Genomic DNA, 16,221 nt, shown 5'->3' with positions numbered 1-16,221 from the left:
CTCTTCTCTATAAACTTGGACTTAGAGAGTATGGCTGCGAGCTGGGAGAAATACTTCGCCCAACATACAACGAACACTACCTCCACCGATGCTTTCAATGGTTTCAACATTGAAAGGCAGTAGCTTACCGTGGCTGGAAAGCTGAGTTCGTTGCGCCGGAGAAAATGCCTCGTAAGCCGATTGAGACATCGCAATAACCTTGTCACCATTTACCGTTTCGAGTTGCAAAATGTTGCCACAGAATCGGTTCATTTGATCCAGTGAAATGGAAATCACCTGTTTGTCTTTCGCCAGCGACTTCAGCACAAAGTGGCGCTCGTATTCGGGGATCACTTCATCACATATTACGCAGAAGCTTTCGCCAATCGCCATCATCACATTGGTGTGATAAATCGGCTGTCCTGAAGGCAAAGCGGTTTTAAACGAAACCACACGCTCATAACCAATACGTTGCGCATAATCTTCAAGAACTTCACGGTCACAACGCTGGGAAAGTGTGGCATAAATGGTACGGTTGATATGATCAATCACCATCACACCAGTGCTTTCCAGATAGGCATTTTGCTTTTGGTATTCCACCAGCGAATCTTGGCGAGAGACGGTACGGCCAGCAAAAGAAAGTTGCTCAATCAACTCATCAGGGCGAACCTCATACTGGCGATTAGTACAAGCCATAGGAAAGGTATAGAAAGCACCGTCATTGGTGGTACTGAACCAGTTATTTGGGAATACCGCATCCGGTGTCGCCACATCGCCCAACGGATAATCAAACACCACAACCTGAACACCTTCTTGGCGTAGCTTGGTGACCATTTGATTGAATTCAGCCATGACATGTTGAGTGATTTGTTCATCAGACAAGGCAGATTGATTCTGAAATTCGTTGTCTTGAGCCGTCTCCGCATTGAACTTAAACTCTTTTGGCGGGACCATAACAACACAGTTGGCATTCTGCACAACACCTGAGTGACGTTGGGATAAATTTTGCGCTTGTAGCATGGTTGAAACACATCCGTTTGTTCAGCAATGTTTTGGATTGTAAACAGTTTGTTATAATAACTTTCACTGAATTTTGGCTAGCAAATGCAATCAAACCTTCTCATTTACTGCCGTTTCAATTAACAGCAGTAAATATTACTGACCACTTTTTCACTAAGCGGCATATATGCACTTTTTATGCAACAAGTGTATAAGGTATTCAATTTATTGAATGAACACTGAACGAGCCGCAGCGTTTTATACTGACGGATATTTGTACTCTGAATAACCTCGGTTTAGAGATATACTGCTGAGCATAAAGCATTCAATTGCATATTTTCGTTGTCGGAACAGTAAGCAATGAGAAAATTATCCCGCTTTCGCATCACAACGACTTCTGCCTATTTGTGATGTGGTGAATGAATAAAAATAAGGATCTTCAATGTATAAGAAATTTGAAAGCTTCACCGAAGCGTTTCCCCAAAAAGAGCCAGACAGGCCACCCAATACACTCTTAGCATTCTGCCTGCACTACACAAAAGGTTTTGAAAAACCGCTGATTTTATTGGCGTTAATGAGTACCACCATCGCCATAATTGAAGTCTCACTGTTTGGCTTTATGGGTCAGTTAGTCGATTGGTTATCAGGTAGCAACCCAGAAACATTTTTGGCGGACAACAAAGATACTCTGATGGGGCTGTCCGTACTTATTTTGGTTGTGATGCCTATATTGATCGGCTTCTATTCATTGGTGATACATCAAACCATGCTGGGCAACTATCCGATGTCGATACGTTGGCTGGCACACCGTTACCTGCTGAAACAGAGTTTGTCTTTTTATCAGGACGAGTTTTCTGGCCGTATAGCGACCAAGGTGATGCAAACCTCGCTGGCGATCCGCGAAACCGTGATGAAAACGTTGGATGTGTTTGTTTACGTCGCCGTTTATTTCACAGCAATGGTTGTCATGCTGGCTCAGGCAGACTGGCGCTTAATGCTGCCAATGCTGATTTGGCTGGTCGCGTATGTCTCTATTCAGCTCTATTTTGTTCCGCAACTTAAAACCGTCTCTTCTGAGCAAGCCGATGCTCGCTCGCAAATGACTGGGCGAATTGTCGATAGCTACACCAACATAGCTACTGTGAAGCTGTTTTCGCACAGCAAACGCGAAACCGAATACGCAGAAGAAGGCATGGGCAGTTTCCTTGATACCGTGTATCGACAAATGCGTCTAGTCACAGGCTTTAACGTTTGTGTTGAGCTTGCCAACTACATTCTGGTGTTCGTGATTTCCGCTATGTCTATCTACCTGTGGATGCAAAGTGCAATATCAGTAGGCTCAATTGCGATTGCGATTGCGCTAGCACTGCGTATTAACGGTATGTCGAAATGGATCATGTGGGAAGTCGGCGGTCTGTTTGAAAACATGGGTACTGTCGTTGATGGCATGCAGATGCTGTCTAAACCAATTGATATCCAAGATGACAAAGACGCTAAAGATCTGGTGGTTACTCAAGGTGCAATTGAATTTAACGATGTTAGCTTCCACTACGGCGAGAACAAAGGTGTGATTGATCACCTTAACCTGCATATCAAAGCAGGCGAAAAAGTCGGCTTGGTGGGACGCTCTGGCGCGGGTAAATCAACCTTAGTGAATCTGCTTCTGCGCTTCCATGATGTGGAGAGCGGCGAGATTAAAATTGATGGTCAGAATATTTCTAAAGTCACTCAGGATTCACTGCGTAGCGCTATTGGTATGGTGACGCAAGATACCTCATTGCTGCACCGTTCAATTCGCGACAACATCTTGTACAGCAGACCAGATGCAACCGAAGAAGATCTGCTCAAAGCAACCAAACAAGCGCATGCTCATGAGTTTATTACTGACCTGACCGACCCACATGGCAACGTCGGCTACGATGCTCAAGTGGGTGAGCGCGGAGTGAAACTGTCGGGTGGTCAACGTCAGCGTATCGCTATTTCACGAGTCTTACTCAAAGATGCGCCACTGCTGGTATTGGATGAAGCGACCTCTGCACTGGATTCAGAAGTGGAAGCTGCCATTCAGGAAAGTTTGCTTGAGCTGATGCACGGTAAAACAGTGATTGCGATTGCCCACCGTCTATCAACGATTGCCGCGATGGACAGGCTTATTGTTTTGGATGACGGAAAAATCATTGAACAAGGCACGCACCATGAACTTATCGAGCAAGACGGCATCTACGCTCATCTTTGGGCACATCAGACTGGCGGTTTTATCGGTTGTGATGAACTTGAAGAAGAGAACGTAGCCTGAAGCGGCAGTCTCACTAAGCAAAACAAAATAGCGAATAACAACTAAAGTTAAAGAGCCAACCACACAGGAGCCATCCTATAAAGGTTGGCTCTTCTCTTTTCACTGTGGTGAATTTCTCTTAAAATTCTGCTAATTCCCGTTTCAACTCAACAAACATCATCAATCATGAATAAAAGTCTTATCACCAACCTTATCTCTCTCGTGCTATTGGCTGTGGGTTACACCACTCAGAATCAGTTTGCTCTGTACGCAGGTCTGTTCGCTTTTTCAGGCGCAATTACCAACTGGCTAGCTATCCATATGTTGTTTGAGAAAGTACCCGGTTTATATGGTTCAGGTGTGATTCCAGCGCGATTTGAAGCATTTAAAAATGCAATTAAGACCTTGATGATGGAGCAGTTTTTTACCGACACCAATATTGACCGCTTCCTGAATCAAGAGCTCAGTGGCAAACAACCACTCGACTTAACGCCGATTATCGCCAAAGTCGACTTCAACCCGAGCTTTGACAAGTTAGTGGATGTGATCGCGAACTCTCAATTTGGCGGTATGCTGGCAATGTTTGGCGGTACTGAAGCACTTCAGCCAATGAAGCAACCATTTGTTGAGAAGATGCAAGAATCTATGGTGGAAATCAGTCAGAGCGAATCGGTAAAAAATGCCCTTAAAGAGCAGCTAGAATCACCGGCAATGTTAGATGAAATCAAAACCAACATTGAGGGCATTATTGACCAACGCTTGAGCGAGTTAACGCCTCAGTTGGTTAAAGAGATGGTGCAGAAAATGATTAAAGAACACCTAGGCTGGCTGGTTGTTTGGGGCGGTATTTTCGGCGGCCTAATTGGGTTAGTTTCAACTTTCATCGCATAAGTTGCCCGAAACATCAGAAGTACCATAAAAAAATCCCAAGCAAGCTGAACTTCTTGGGATTTTTTATTCAGTCATTCACCACGCACTATGCGCCAATGATTCCGCCATCTTCGCGCGTAATCATCATGATGGTTGAACGAGGCTTAGAAGAACCACCCGCAGGGAAATTCGATGCTTGCAACTCTTCGCCCGGATGCTGAACGCCAATAAACATAGTTTTCTGGTCTGGAGAGAAGGTTAACCCTGTAATTTCACAAGCTACTGGACCAGTTAAGAAGCGGTGGATTTCGCCAGTGATTGGGTCGCCACACAACATCTGGTTGTTACCCTGCCCTGCAAACTCGCCCTTGTTTGAATAGTTACCATCGGTTTGAATCCACAGACGACCTGCTTTATCAAAACCAATACCATCTGGGCTGTTGAACATATTGTTGGCATTGATGTTTTCACTGCCTGCGTACAAGTTACCTTGGTTTACTGTTGGGTTACCCGCAATCAGGTATAGATCCCATGCAAACATCTCTGCGGTGTGGTCGCCTTTTACTGGCATCCAACGAACAATCTGACCGTAGTTGTTTTTCTCACGCGGGTTAGGACCACCCACTGGCTGACCTTCTTTACCACGGTTCTTGTTGTTGGTCAGAGTACAGAATACGTATTCGTTATTTGGATGAACCGCTACCCACTCTGGGCGATCCATAGTCGTGGCACCCACTTGTGTTGCAGCGCGACGAGCAAAAATCAACACTTCCGCTTGGCTGTTAAACCCGTTTTCAGGCGTTAAGCCGTTTTTGCCGAAAGTCAGTTCTAGCCAACGACCTTGACCTTTAAGCGCTTTGTCTTCCATATCGAACTGAGCAACATACAAGGTGCCTTCTTCAAGCAAATTGCGGTTCGCTGCATCATTACCTTTCTGGTATTTATTCTTCGATACAAATCGGTACAGATGCTCACCACGCTCGTCGTCACCTAAATACACCACAACGTGGTTGTCTTTGTTAATGGTTAACGCCGCATTTTCATGTTTGAAACGACCAAGAGCAGAACGCTTAAGAGGCGTTGAGTTCGGATCATTTGGGTCAATTTCCACTACCCAGCCGTGGCGGTTTGGCTCGTTCGGATTCTTCGTTACGTCAAAACGCTCGTCAAATTTATGCCACTGGTAATCACTTGGCTTAGCAGAAATGCCGTAACGTTTTTGGTCAGCATTAACACTGCCTTCGGTATTCGCACCAAAGAAGCTGTTGAAGTTCTCTTCACACGTTAGGTAAGTGCCCCAAGGCGTTTGACCGTTTGCACAGTTGTTAAACGTCCCTTTTGGCATAGTGCCCGATGGATCGGCTGCCGTTTTTAGCAGTTCATGACCTGCTGCCGGACCCGTCATCTTCATTTGTGTATTAGCGGTAATACGGCGGTTACGTTTGCCGTTACGGTCAATCATCCACTGACCATCTTTACGTACGATTTCGACAATGGTGTTACCTACTGCCGCCTGTGCTTTCAGCACATCGTCAGCGGTCATATTCTTGCCTTGGTGATCAAACAAATACTCGTAGTTGGTGTATTCGTTGTTGATTGCTAGAACTGCGCGATCATCGCTGATCGGGAACAAACTCATACCATCTGTGTTATCTCCAAATTGAAGTGCTTGAGCGGCAGACTCTTGTTTTCCACTTGGATCAAAGTCAGGAGCATTGGGGAAAATTGGGTCACCCCACGAAATGAGCGGTGTTGCTTTGTAGCCTTTAGGAACAACAACCGTATCAGCGGTTGAGGCTGGCACTGGCTCAAAATTCAATAGTGACGATGTCGGTTTTGCTGCAACCGCTTTTGCCACTGGATTAAGCGCTAAAAAAGCACCCGCACTCACTGCTGCTGTTCCAGTTAGGAAACCACGGCGAGACAATCTCGCTTCGATCATTTCACTGAACTGAGAATCTTGCTCATCACGATTCCACATTGGAGACTCCTTGACTTTACTCATTAATATACTCAAGTGACCTCAAGAAGCCGGATTCAGAGCTTCATCAACGAGTTCAGAGCAAGCTTAATAACGGAAGGAATGGTAATCCCTTTCAACGTTATTGAGCGCAGAAATGAACTCGTTGATGAGCTCCCAAAGGGCGAGTTTTATTCGCTCCTATGCTGCGTTACTAATTTTCGACGTAGAATAACTATGTCTTCAAATCAGTGCCTTGCCTAAGAGCGAATAAATTCTCGCTGAACAAGCATCTTGAGGTTACTTGGGTATAGCCATTGCATCATTGCAACTTAGATTTCTAAGATTCAGGAGCTTAGCTTTTAAATGTGACTAAAAGGTGAACAATATGTTTCTAAGCAATGACAGGAGCATATAAATTTGAGAACCACGCCCGTTCACATTTCCCTTATATTCCTTATACTCAATAACAGTAACCACATTTTTAATACCGTTATTTCTACGATTGTTTATAGCAATGCTAACTGGAAAAAATCAGTAGAAACTCTGCATGGTCATCCTAACCCCATGACCACAGAGCAAGCGGAAAAAGAAACAACACAACAATGAGAACAGAAACCAAGGGCCTGACCTTAATCCATTAACAGGCCAACTTCCTCCTATGGAAGTTAATGAGGGTATTATGAACGTGGTTATCAATGGTGTTTCCTATGCCTATGAGGCAGGGAAAACCGTATTTCAATTTATTCAATCTAATGGGATTGAAGTCCCTAGCCTGTGCGCGGCCAGTCATCAGCAACAAAAACAACCTTGCGGACTCTGTGTGGTCGACATTGACGGAGTCGGTATCGTTCGTTCTTGTGAACAAGAACTGACACCGAACATGCGCATTCAAACTCACACAGAAACTTTGCAGCAACTTCGCCATCAGGCTCTGAAACGTATTCTGTCTGACCACAATGCCGACTGTGAAGCGCCTTGCCAAATCGCGTGCCCTGCCCATGTGGATATTCAAACTTATTTGCACCACATCGCCCAAGGCGAACCGCAAAAAGCTATCGAAGTCATTAAAAATCACCTGCCACTTCCTGCCTCCATTGGTCGTGTGTGCCCAGCTTTTTGTGAAGCGGAATGTCGTCGTAGTGTCGTCGATGAACCTGTCGCGATACGCCATTTAAAACGTCATGCAGCAGACATTGATTTAGACGCAACACCTTACCAAGCTGCAATCCAGCCAAGTAATGGCAAGAAGGTGGCAATTGTCGGCGCAGGTCCCGGTGGATTAGCGTGCGGCTACTATCTGAGCTTATTGGGCTTTTCAACCACTGTGTATGAAGAGATGCCAAAAGCTGGCGGCTGGCTACGCTACGGTATCCCTGAATATCGCTTACCAAAAGATGTGCTCGACAAGGAAATTGAACTGCTCACCCAAACGGGCATGCAAATTCACTGCAATCAGAAGATCGGTGAGAATTACACGCTGGCACAACTGGAACACGATTACGACGCAGTTTGCCTTGCGATTGGGGCAAGTCTGGCAGTGAGCAGTCCCTATCCCGGCAGTGAGTTAGCAGGCTGTTATCTGGGCGTCGATTACCTCAAAGATGCCGCAACAGAACGAAAACTGAAAACAGGTAAACGAGTGGCAATTATCGGTGGTGGTAACACGGCTATTGACTGCGCCCGCACTGCATTGCGACTTGGCGCTAAAGTAACGCTGATTTATCGTCGCACCATGGCAGAAATGCCAGCAGAAGAGTATGAAATTGAAGAAGCCAAAAACGAAGGTGTGGCATTCCAGTTTCTAGCCAATCCAGTAGAAAACCTTGCCGATAAAAACGGGCATGTACGGGCGGTAAAACTGGAAAAGATGATGCTAGGTAAACCAGACTCATCTGGCCGCAGACAACCGATTCCAACCGGTGAGATTGTCGAGATGAAATTTGATACTGTCATCTCAGCCATTTCACAACGCTCAGATACGGTGATCATTGCAGGTGCTGACCTACCACTAACTCGTCGCGGCACAGCAGATGTCACAGAAGAGACCATGCACCATGCGCGAAATGTGTTTTCAATTGGGGATTTCCGCCGAGGACCAGCTACAGCGATCGAAGCCATAGCCGACGGAAAACTCGCCGCCGAAGCCATTGCAGAAAAACTGCTGCTCGGTGGTATTGCGCCTAAACCTCATCAATTCAGAAGCAGAAAAGAACCATCACTCAGCCGAGTTAAGCAACTCGAATATCGTTTAGAGGCGGTGAAACGCAGAATCGAATTCCCGCATTTGCCAGAATCAGAATCAACCACCAGCTTTAACGAAGTAGAACTGGATGCGGGTATTGAAGCGTCAATACAAGAAGCTCAACGCTGTCTGGAATGTGGCTGCCAAGCAAGCACCCAGTGCGATCTGCGAGATTACGCCAGTGAGTATCAAGTCAAAACAGAAGAAGTCGATTGTGCATCGGGTAAACATCGTTTCCCAGTGGACAAAAGCAGTGAGTTCATTGTGTTTGATGCGAACCGTTGCATCAGTTGTGGCCTGTGCGTACAAACTTGCCAAGAAGACACACAACATGGCGTCCTGCAGTTTACACAAGGTTCACTGCGTCCTCATTTCGCTAACGGTGAATCAATGGGCGGTTCAAGCTGCGTGCAGTGTGGCGCTTGTGTTCAGGTTTGCCCAACGGGTGCACTTGCAGACAAACGCGACAAGTCTTACTCCCGAGTGGAAATACTCAAACCAGTAAAAACCGTCTGCACCTACTGTGGCGTAGGTTGTAACGTCGTGCTGTATGTGGATGAAAAAGACAACAAAGTTCGTTATGTCGAAGGCGATAAAAACTCGCCAGTTAACCAAGGTATGCTGTGTGTGAAAGGCCGTTTTGGCTTTGACTTCATTCATAGCCCAGAGCGCCTAACTCAGCCTTTGATTCGTCAAAATGGTAAGTTAGTACCCACTTCTTGGGAGAATGCGATTGAAACTATCGCTAAACACTTTACTGAGATTAAACAGAAACACGGAAGTAATGCGCTCGGTGGCTTCTCATCCGCGAAAACCACCAACCAAGATAACTATCTGTTCCAGAAGCTGATTCGTCGCGAGTTTGGCACCAATAACGTTGATCACTGTGCAAGGCTTTGTCATGCCTCTACGGTTACTGGTCTGGAAGCGTCAATTGGTAGCGGTGCGATGACCAATGATATCGCCAGCATTCAGCACTCGGATGTGATTTTTGTGATCGGTTCAGATACGACATCGGCGCACCCAATCATTGCCTCACTCCTCAAACAAGCAGTAAGTCGTGGTGCGAAACTGATTGTGGCAGACCCGAAACGTATCGGTATGGCTGATGTCGCAACCCTGCATGTTCAACAGCGTCCCGGCACCGATGTAATGCTACTCAATGGTATCATGCAGCAGATCATCCAGAATGCTTGGTATGACAAAGATTACATTCGCGAGCGTGTTGACGGCTTTGAAGACTTGATGATGGAAGTAATGTCCGATGCTTATTTACCGGAAAAAGTCGAACTCGTCACTGGTGTCAAAGCACAAGACATTAAGCAAATGGCAGAGATGATCGGTACAGCCAAAGTGACCGCCGTGTATTACGCAATGGGTATTACCCAGCACACCACAGGGCACGATAACGTTCGCTCCATAGCCAACTTACAAATGCTGTGTGGCAACATAGGCGTTGAAGGTGGCGGTATCAATCCATTGCGCGGTCAATCCAATGTTCAAGGGGCTTGTGACATGGGAGCCTTGCCAACGGACTACCCAGGTTATCAGAAAGTGTTAAGCCCGCTGGTGCAAACCAAATTTGCTAAAGCTTGGCAAGCAAACCATCTATCAAGCGGAAATGGTTTAACTCTGACAGAGATGATTGATGCAGCGCACCGTAAAGAACTGCGCGGTTTGTACGTCATGGGAGAAAACCCTGTGCTCAGTGATCCAAACCAAGCGCATGTGATTGAAGCGCTTAAAGCGCTCGATTTTCTGGTGGTGCAAGATATCTTCTTATCGGAAACTGCCGAGCTTGCCGACGTGGTGCTGCCTTCAGCGTCTTTTGCAGAAAAACGCGGGCACTTTACCAACACCGAGCGACGTGTTCAGGCTCTTTCACCTGCGATTAAATCACCGGGCGAAGCGAAACAGGACTGGTGGATCATCACTCAGATAGCGAATGCAATGGGTGGCAACTGGTACTATCAAAATATTGAGCAAATCAATGCTGAGATATGCGAAGTGACACCACAATACGCTGGCATCACATGGGAGAAAGTGGGCAGCCAAGGTGTGCAATGGCCGTGTAACGACCAAGCACCAAACGGTACACGCATCATGCACCAAAGCACATTCAAACGTGGTCGTGGTGAAATGGTAGCAGTACCTTTCATCTATGCTGCTGAAATGCCAGACGAGAAATACCCGCTAATTTTGACTACAGGGCGTTTGCTGGAACAGTTCCATACTGGAACCATGACTCGTAAAACCCAAGGGCTGGACAAACTCGCAGGGCCAAGAATCATGATCAGCGTTCAGGATGCAGAAAAACTGGGTATCAAAAACAGTGAAATGGTTCGCCTGTGCTCTCGCCGAGGCATTATCGAAGCGCCAGCTTTTGTCACCAAACGAATGCAAGAAGGTGTGGTCTTTGTTCCGTTCCATTTTGCGGAAGCTCCCGCTAACAGACTGACATCTGAAGCAAGAGACCCTTATGCAAAAATACCGGAGTTCAAGGTTTCAGCGGTAAGGTTAGAAAAATTAGGTTTAACTAATAAAAAGATATCGAAAGTAGCTTTGAAAGAATAATCTGTGTCTATACTTAGTGTAGAAACAACCTCCATCAACTGGCTCTAAAAAGCAAAAACCACTCTGTCACTAGAGTGGTTTTTCTTCATCTGCCGTTTCAGTTGCTAATGTTGCAGTCGCTAATTAAGCAGCATGAATAATGTCCGGAGAGAGCGAACAAAGCTCATCAACAATCTCTTTGGTTTGTTTTGAGTAGATCAACTTATCTTTAGAACCGACCAACTGAACCATCTTCACTTTTTTAGACAAAATCGCATGTCTTAAAATACGCAGAACCATCTGATTATCGAGAACTTCATCATCGGACAAACCAGTACTTGGCACCAATGACGCCAAATCGATATTGACCACCAGTTGATCGCAGTGATCCATAAAGTGGTTAAGCTGGTTTTTCAACTGTGTGCGATGGCGAAAACTGCATTCGTCGGAGCTTAGCCAATCACAACCGAGATCCTCGGCATACTCTAATACTTGAGAAGCAGTACGCTTGAGGTCTGCGCCAATAAAGAAAGCTCGGGTATTTTGAAAACGCGACAACATAAAGTGAAACGCAGAACCCAATGTTGGCTCAAGCGATTGCTTCAGTTCAAACCCGTGACCAATATGAATCACGCCAATCTCTTCGTTATCCAACGCCAGTACTGGCATCGCTTTAAGGATCAGTTCATGGCAGTTTGCCAAAGCCACAGGCACAGAGCACAACGCAAAGTGTCGGCTGAGCAACTCTTGATAAGCCACATCCTGATGATCTTGAACCACGAAATGGCCAGCATCACTGTAGTTAAGATTAGATTGCTGCTTGTAAAGCCACTCTGAAGACAATTCCAAACTCTGTTGAGCAAATTCAAACTCTACCTGTGTCATAGGCTTAACACGTTCACAAACGGTTAGAAAAGTGAACGGAGAGAATGTATGCACCGAACTGCGGTTCATACGGTAACGTTTGAATAAACTCAACATGATGATTACCTCTCTGGTGGCAACGCGCGAGCGGCCTGTAACACATGCAAAATGATTCGCTGTTTATTAGCGTCAACGCGATGGGCTGGAGCCATAACTGTAATCGCGCCAATCAATTTGCTTCCTTTCATCACCGGAGCACTGATCCCAGAAACGCCCGGATCAATCTCAGAAGTACTCACGGCATATCCTCGTTGCCGAATTTTCTCCAACTCAACTTGCCACTTGTCTAATTGCTCTTCTTGCCCGAAGTGTCGCAATATCTTTTCACAACGCTGAGTTGGCATAAAAGCCAGCATAGCTTTGGATGAGGCGCCACGAAGCAGGGGTTGACTTTGACCCTGGACGTAGCTGCATCGGAGCGCCTGCATACTTTCTTTCTGGATGACACACAGTGCTCTGTAACCTACCGGCACCATGAATGCAGCCATTTCACCTGTCTGTTTTTGCAAGCGTGTTAACACCGCATCAACTTCGTCTAAATTGTGTTGGCTGGTCTCGTAACTATGCATTAACAGCAAAGCTGCCGGACCGATGATCAAGGTTTTGTCGTATGGACTTTCCTCAATCAAACTCCACTCTTTCAACAGTTTTAAGTGTCGGTAAAGACTACTTAATGGGACTTGCAATTGTTCACTCAGCGTTTTCGCTGAAACAGGTTCACTATTCACCGCCACTTGCATTAAAAGCTGAAGTGACTTTTCGTTGACCTGATTAGAAGACAGTTTTAATTCGTTCATGGGATTGTTTTAGCCTTTATCAGTAAACGCCTCAAACTCAAATTCTTATATATCGAGAATCTTACCCAAATTAAAGCATTACATTCTCACTGAATGAGAATGTTGCAAAATAAATACAGATTTAGCATCAATCGCATTTCTTATGTTACTCACAGATGACGGCTTGCATTTCGCGCCATCTATCGGCACCCTCTATAGCCTTCCTATTTGAATGTACAGCGACGCCAACGGTGTTCCTCGTTGTTGAGCTTGCTGTTACTGCAAGTAGTTTGCGTATTTCTGCAAGTTGGCTTCAAGGATAAACAAAATGAAATTAATCAAACCACTCTCGTATGTTCTCGCCCTCGCTTTCAGCGCCTCGGCGGCCGCTAAAGTCACCATCGAAGTCCCTAGCTCTATTGATTTGCTTGTTGTGAATGGTGCAAAACCGGCAATGTCTGGAAGTTTGTTTTCTTCAACCAAAATCGTTGAACTGGAAGATGGACAAAACCAGATCGTCTTTCGCTTTGAGCCCTATTTTTCTGAAGGTGATGACCGTGTAGGCGTGGCGAGCGATGTTGTGATCACTAAATTCACTGCACAAGATAAAGAATTGGTTTTCTCATTGCCTGAGTATCGCGATGCCAAAATGGCGCGAGAAAAGATTAAGTCTTTTGAATGGTCTTTGGTGGATAAAAGTGGTTCAGCAATCAGCATTGACCAAGATCGTTTAGTCAAAGAAGGTATGCAGCTTGGCCGTAATTTCTATCAAGAAACCAAGGAATACAACCAAACTGGAGCTGTAGCTTCTATTGCCGATAAAAATGCTGCCTCAATGGCTATCACCCAACCAATAGCCGCAGATTCGACAGCCGAAGAAATGCTGCACTTCTGGTACAACAAAGCTGACGCGGAAACGAAAGCACGCTTTAAAGAATACGTTAAGGGGCATTAACCCAACCTGGCGAGCTCTCTTGAATAGAGAGCTCGTAATACTCTTTCTCGTTCTTCACCAGAACATCAAACACCTTGCTATCCAGTCGCCCGCAGCTCACTTCGTGGGACATAATTTGCATCACTTCTTCGAGCGACATTCTTCCTCGGTAAGGCCGCGCTTGAGTTAAAGCCTGAAACACATCTGCTACCGCTATGATTCGCGAAGGCAAATCAATTTCTGAGCCTTGCAAACCCCTCGGATAGCCTGAACCATCCAGACGTTCATGGTGGTTAGCCGCCCAATCACAGACCGCCGACTCACCAAACATCATCTGCAATGTGTAGCGTGAATCCGTTGAGTGACGCTGAATACACAGGTATTCACTCTCATTGAGTTTGCCCGGTTTATGCAGGATGTCCTCCGGCGTGTGTAGCTTGCCAATGTCATGTACTAACCCTGTTAAATACAGCGCTTTTTGCATTTCAGAATTCAACCCCAACTGCCGAGCCAAGCTGTGACAAATCTCAGCGACTTTCTGAGAATGATAAAAAGTGAACTGGCTCTTCGCATCGACGATGTTTGCCATCAACATCGCGATAGCCACAATATCTCCGAGTTCTAGTTTTTGTTCGAAAAATGGCGTTGCCGGCAGAGTTTGGCTCAGAGCTTCGATGTGATAAGGCTCCATGGAGAACCAGATGAATTCTTTGCTCAACAGGCTTTGCATTTGACGCACCAAATCCCTCTCAAACAAGGTGCCACTGAGTCGTCCAATTTCAAGACACACTTCATTACGAGCTTCCTGAGTGACGTTGCTGAACTCATCTCTTGGGTAGAGCTCTTTAAGATAATCGACCCGGTCGGCGAGAAATATCAGTGCGGCAAAACGCTTATCTCTGTCTGAGATATCAATGTGCTTTAACTCTTCCCAAGGGGTATGGTGGTACAAGATAGTATCGGCAAAAAGCGCCAATGGAGGGCATTGAGAAAGTAGTTCGTATCCTCGCACACAGTGCTGGCGGACATTGTCTGGCTGCATATTCTCAAGCAAATTATAGAAATCACGTTTTTGCGCCACACCGCAGTCATGAATTAAACCAAGTGAGAATACCAACTGGCACTCTTCTTCACTCCATTCCATCGCTTTGGCACAAGCGTAGGCCATGTAACCGACACGATGACCGTGATTGATATCATCAATACCAATTGAATCTAGCGCTCGTGCGATACAAAAGAATGTTTGTCTTAAGTTGACATGCCACTCAATATTGACGGGACTCATCATATGCAGCTCGTTTCTACTGTTTCAGTTGAATACTACAACTCTAATGAAAATATAGTAGAACAATAGCTGGTGGTTAAACTAAGGTGCGATCACTTTTCACCAACTGTTAAGGCTGGCACATAATCGATAATTTCGTCCTGCTCACCAATAGATAGCTGATAACACTCATGAGAATGCTGTTCCAGACACTCAAAAATTTCTCTATCTAACTGATTATTATCAACGAGTGAACGAACAATTCCCAAAGCTTCTTCCAACGGCATTCCTGCTCGGTAAGGCCGTGATTGAGTGAGAGCTTGAAACACGTCCGAAACGGCAATAATCCGGCTTGGTCTATCAAGTTGATCAGCCATTTTGCCTAACGGATAGCCAGAACCATCCAAACGTTCATGATGGTTTGACGCCCATTCGAGAATGCGCTGAGAACGGAAAATAGCTTGCAGGATAAAGCGAGTGTCCGTGGCATGGCTCTTAATGCAGGTATACTCTTCGGAAGTCAGCTTGCCTGCTTTGTGCAATACAGGATCCGGCGTATAAAGCTTTCCGATATCGTGCACTAACCCTGTCAGATACAACATCTTCTGCACTTTAGGAGAATACCCAAGCTGCTTAGAGATGAACTGAGCTAGCTGAGCTACTTTCAACGAATGCTGGAACGTAAATGAGCTTTTTGCATCAACAATTTTTGCAAAAAATTCAGCGATCTCTATGGTGCCATCCAAATCGACGCGGCCAGAAAAAAACGGCACAGGCTGCATTCGAAAATACATTTCCTCAATGTACCTTGGCTTCATTGCAAACCAGAAATCGTCTTTATCCACCAGCTCCGTCATGTGCTGGACCATATTCGGTTCAAACACAGTATCGGCATGGTGGATCAGCTCATCACAAATCGCTTTTTTCTCGACAGCGGAAAGATTACCAAATTTGTCTTTCTTGTGATGACGGTAGAGATGATCTAAACGGTTGGCTAAAAAGATCAGAGAAGCCAGTTGTTTATCGGTATCGGATAACGGCAGATTTCTCAGCTCTTGCCAAGGAGTATGGTGGTACAAAATTGGCGTGGCAAAACAAGACAATGGCTGACACTCTTTCAGCAGCATATAGCCTTTTTCACAATGACGAGAAAAACTGCCAGTTAAACAGTGTGGAAACAGAGGTAAAAGATTAGTCGATTGTGTGCCACCACAGTCATGCATCAGCCCTATTGAAAAAGCTAACTGAGCCTGTTCTTCATCCCACCCCATAAATACCGCACACCGATAGGCAATATATGCCACGTTGTAGCCATGGTAAGGGACTTCATGCTCAATCGCGTCTAACGCTTGAGCAATACCTAACAAAGCCTGACGCAAATTGACTCTTGCATCGTCACCTGACATATCCATACGAAAACTAGCAATCTCACCTAAACTATA

Annotated in this window: 10 protein-coding genes; 4 read left to right on the top strand and 6 right to left on the bottom strand. The window is 45.6% G+C overall.

Annotated elements, in window-relative coordinates; genetic code table 11:
• Positions 1-21 precede the first annotated feature (21 nt).
• Entirely contained in the window at positions 22-999 is a 978-nt protein-coding gene (locus tag HKI82_RS02040; RefSeq protein ID WP_171137042.1) for an arginine deiminase-related protein, read from the bottom strand.
• A gap of 421 nt (positions 1,000-1,420) precedes the next feature.
• On the opposite strand from HKI82_RS02040, the gene HKI82_RS02035 reads away from it, so the two are divergent.
• Positions 1,421-3,274 carry an ABC transporter ATP-binding protein gene (locus HKI82_RS02035; RefSeq protein ID WP_042479482.1) on the top strand — a complete coding sequence of 618 codons (1,854 nt, stop codon included), beginning with the start codon at positions 1,421-1,423 and terminating at the stop codon, positions 3,272-3,274.
• A 165-nt stretch (positions 3,275-3,439) separates the two neighbouring features.
• Positions 3,440-4,144 carry a DUF445 domain-containing protein gene (locus HKI82_RS02030; protein WP_171137041.1) on the top strand — a complete coding sequence of 235 codons (705 nt, stop codon included), beginning with the start codon at positions 3,440-3,442 and terminating at the stop codon, positions 4,142-4,144.
• Positions 4,145-4,229: 85 nt separating this feature from the next.
• On the opposite strand, the gene HKI82_RS02025 is transcribed toward HKI82_RS02030, so the two are convergent.
• Positions 4,230-6,104, bottom strand: a complete 1,875-nt coding sequence (locus HKI82_RS02025) for a PhoX family protein (protein ID WP_102939838.1) — start codon at positions 6,102-6,104, stop codon at positions 4,230-4,232.
• A gap of 661 nt (positions 6,105-6,765) precedes the next feature.
• Here HKI82_RS02025 and fdhF point away from each other — a divergent pair.
• Positions 6,766-10,902, top strand: a complete 4,137-nt coding sequence (gene fdhF, locus HKI82_RS02020) for a formate dehydrogenase subunit alpha (RefSeq protein WP_171137040.1) — start codon at positions 6,766-6,768, stop codon at positions 10,900-10,902.
• A gap of 123 nt (positions 10,903-11,025) precedes the next feature.
• Here the strand turns inward: fdhF and HKI82_RS02015 are convergent, their stop codons facing one another.
• Complete coding sequence (locus HKI82_RS02015; RefSeq protein WP_171137039.1) at positions 11,026-11,862, bottom strand: arginase family protein; 837 nt, start codon at positions 11,860-11,862, stop codon at positions 11,026-11,028.
• Positions 11,863-11,867: 5 nt separating this feature from the next.
• Positions 11,868-12,602 (bottom strand): IclR family transcriptional regulator, encoded by a 735-nt coding sequence (locus HKI82_RS02010; RefSeq protein ID WP_102939841.1) that lies wholly within the window; start codon positions 12,600-12,602, stop codon positions 11,868-11,870.
• A 307-nt stretch (positions 12,603-12,909) separates the two neighbouring features.
• Here HKI82_RS02010 and HKI82_RS02005 point away from each other — a divergent pair, with 307 nt between their 5' ends.
• The gene (locus tag HKI82_RS02005) at positions 12,910-13,536 is read left to right on the top strand and encodes a DUF2057 family protein (protein ID WP_102939842.1); all 627 of its coding nucleotides are present in this window, start codon (positions 12,910-12,912) and stop codon (positions 13,534-13,536) included.
• Here the strand turns inward: HKI82_RS02005 and HKI82_RS02000 are convergent.
• The gene (locus HKI82_RS02000; RefSeq protein ID WP_102940044.1) at positions 13,523-14,800 is read right to left on the bottom strand and encodes an HD-GYP domain-containing protein; all 1,278 of its coding nucleotides are present in this window, start codon (positions 14,798-14,800) and stop codon (positions 13,523-13,525) included. The two genes, HKI82_RS02005 and HKI82_RS02000, sit on opposite strands and share 14 nt — an antisense overlap.
• A gap of 92 nt (positions 14,801-14,892) precedes the next feature.
• A complete protein-coding gene (locus HKI82_RS01995; protein WP_171137038.1) occupies positions 14,893-16,191 on the bottom strand; it encodes an HD-GYP domain-containing protein in 1,299 nt (432 codons plus the stop codon).
• Between the last annotated feature and the right edge of the window lie 30 nt (positions 16,192-16,221).

Source organism: Vibrio plantisponsor, assembly GCF_013041605.1.
GTDB lineage: Bacteria > Pseudomonadota > Gammaproteobacteria > Enterobacterales > Vibrionaceae > Vibrio > Vibrio plantisponsor.
The sequence above is the reverse complement of the archived record's forward strand: the minus strand, read 5'-3'. Positions and strand labels throughout refer to the sequence as shown.

Coding starts and splice junctions, on each gene's coding strand:
- HKI82_RS02040 (WP_171137042.1), bottom strand. CDS start 999: ATGCTACAAGCGCAAAATTTATCCCAACGTCACTCAGGTGTTGTGCAG.
- HKI82_RS02035 (WP_042479482.1), top strand. CDS start 1,421: ATGTATAAGAAATTTGAAAGCTTCACCGAAGCGTTTCCCCAAAAAGAG.
- HKI82_RS02030 (WP_171137041.1), top strand. CDS start 3,440: ATGAATAAAAGTCTTATCACCAACCTTATCTCTCTCGTGCTATTGGCT.
- HKI82_RS02025 (WP_102939838.1), bottom strand. CDS start 6,104: ATGTGGAATCGTGATGAGCAAGATTCTCAGTTCAGTGAAATGATCGAA.
- fdhF (WP_171137040.1), top strand. CDS start 6,766: ATGAACGTGGTTATCAATGGTGTTTCCTATGCCTATGAGGCAGGGAAA.
- HKI82_RS02015 (WP_171137039.1), bottom strand. CDS start 11,862: ATGTTGAGTTTATTCAAACGTTACCGTATGAACCGCAGTTCGGTGCAT.
- HKI82_RS02010 (WP_102939841.1), bottom strand. CDS start 12,602: ATGAACGAATTAAAACTGTCTTCTAATCAGGTCAACGAAAAGTCACTT.
- HKI82_RS02005 (WP_102939842.1), top strand. CDS start 12,910: ATGAAATTAATCAAACCACTCTCGTATGTTCTCGCCCTCGCTTTCAGC.
- HKI82_RS02000 (WP_102940044.1), bottom strand. CDS start 14,800: ATGAGTCCCGTCAATATTGAGTGGCATGTCAACTTAAGACAAACATTC.
- HKI82_RS01995 (WP_171137038.1), bottom strand. CDS start 16,191: ATGGATATGTCAGGTGACGATGCAAGAGTCAATTTGCGTCAGGCTTTG.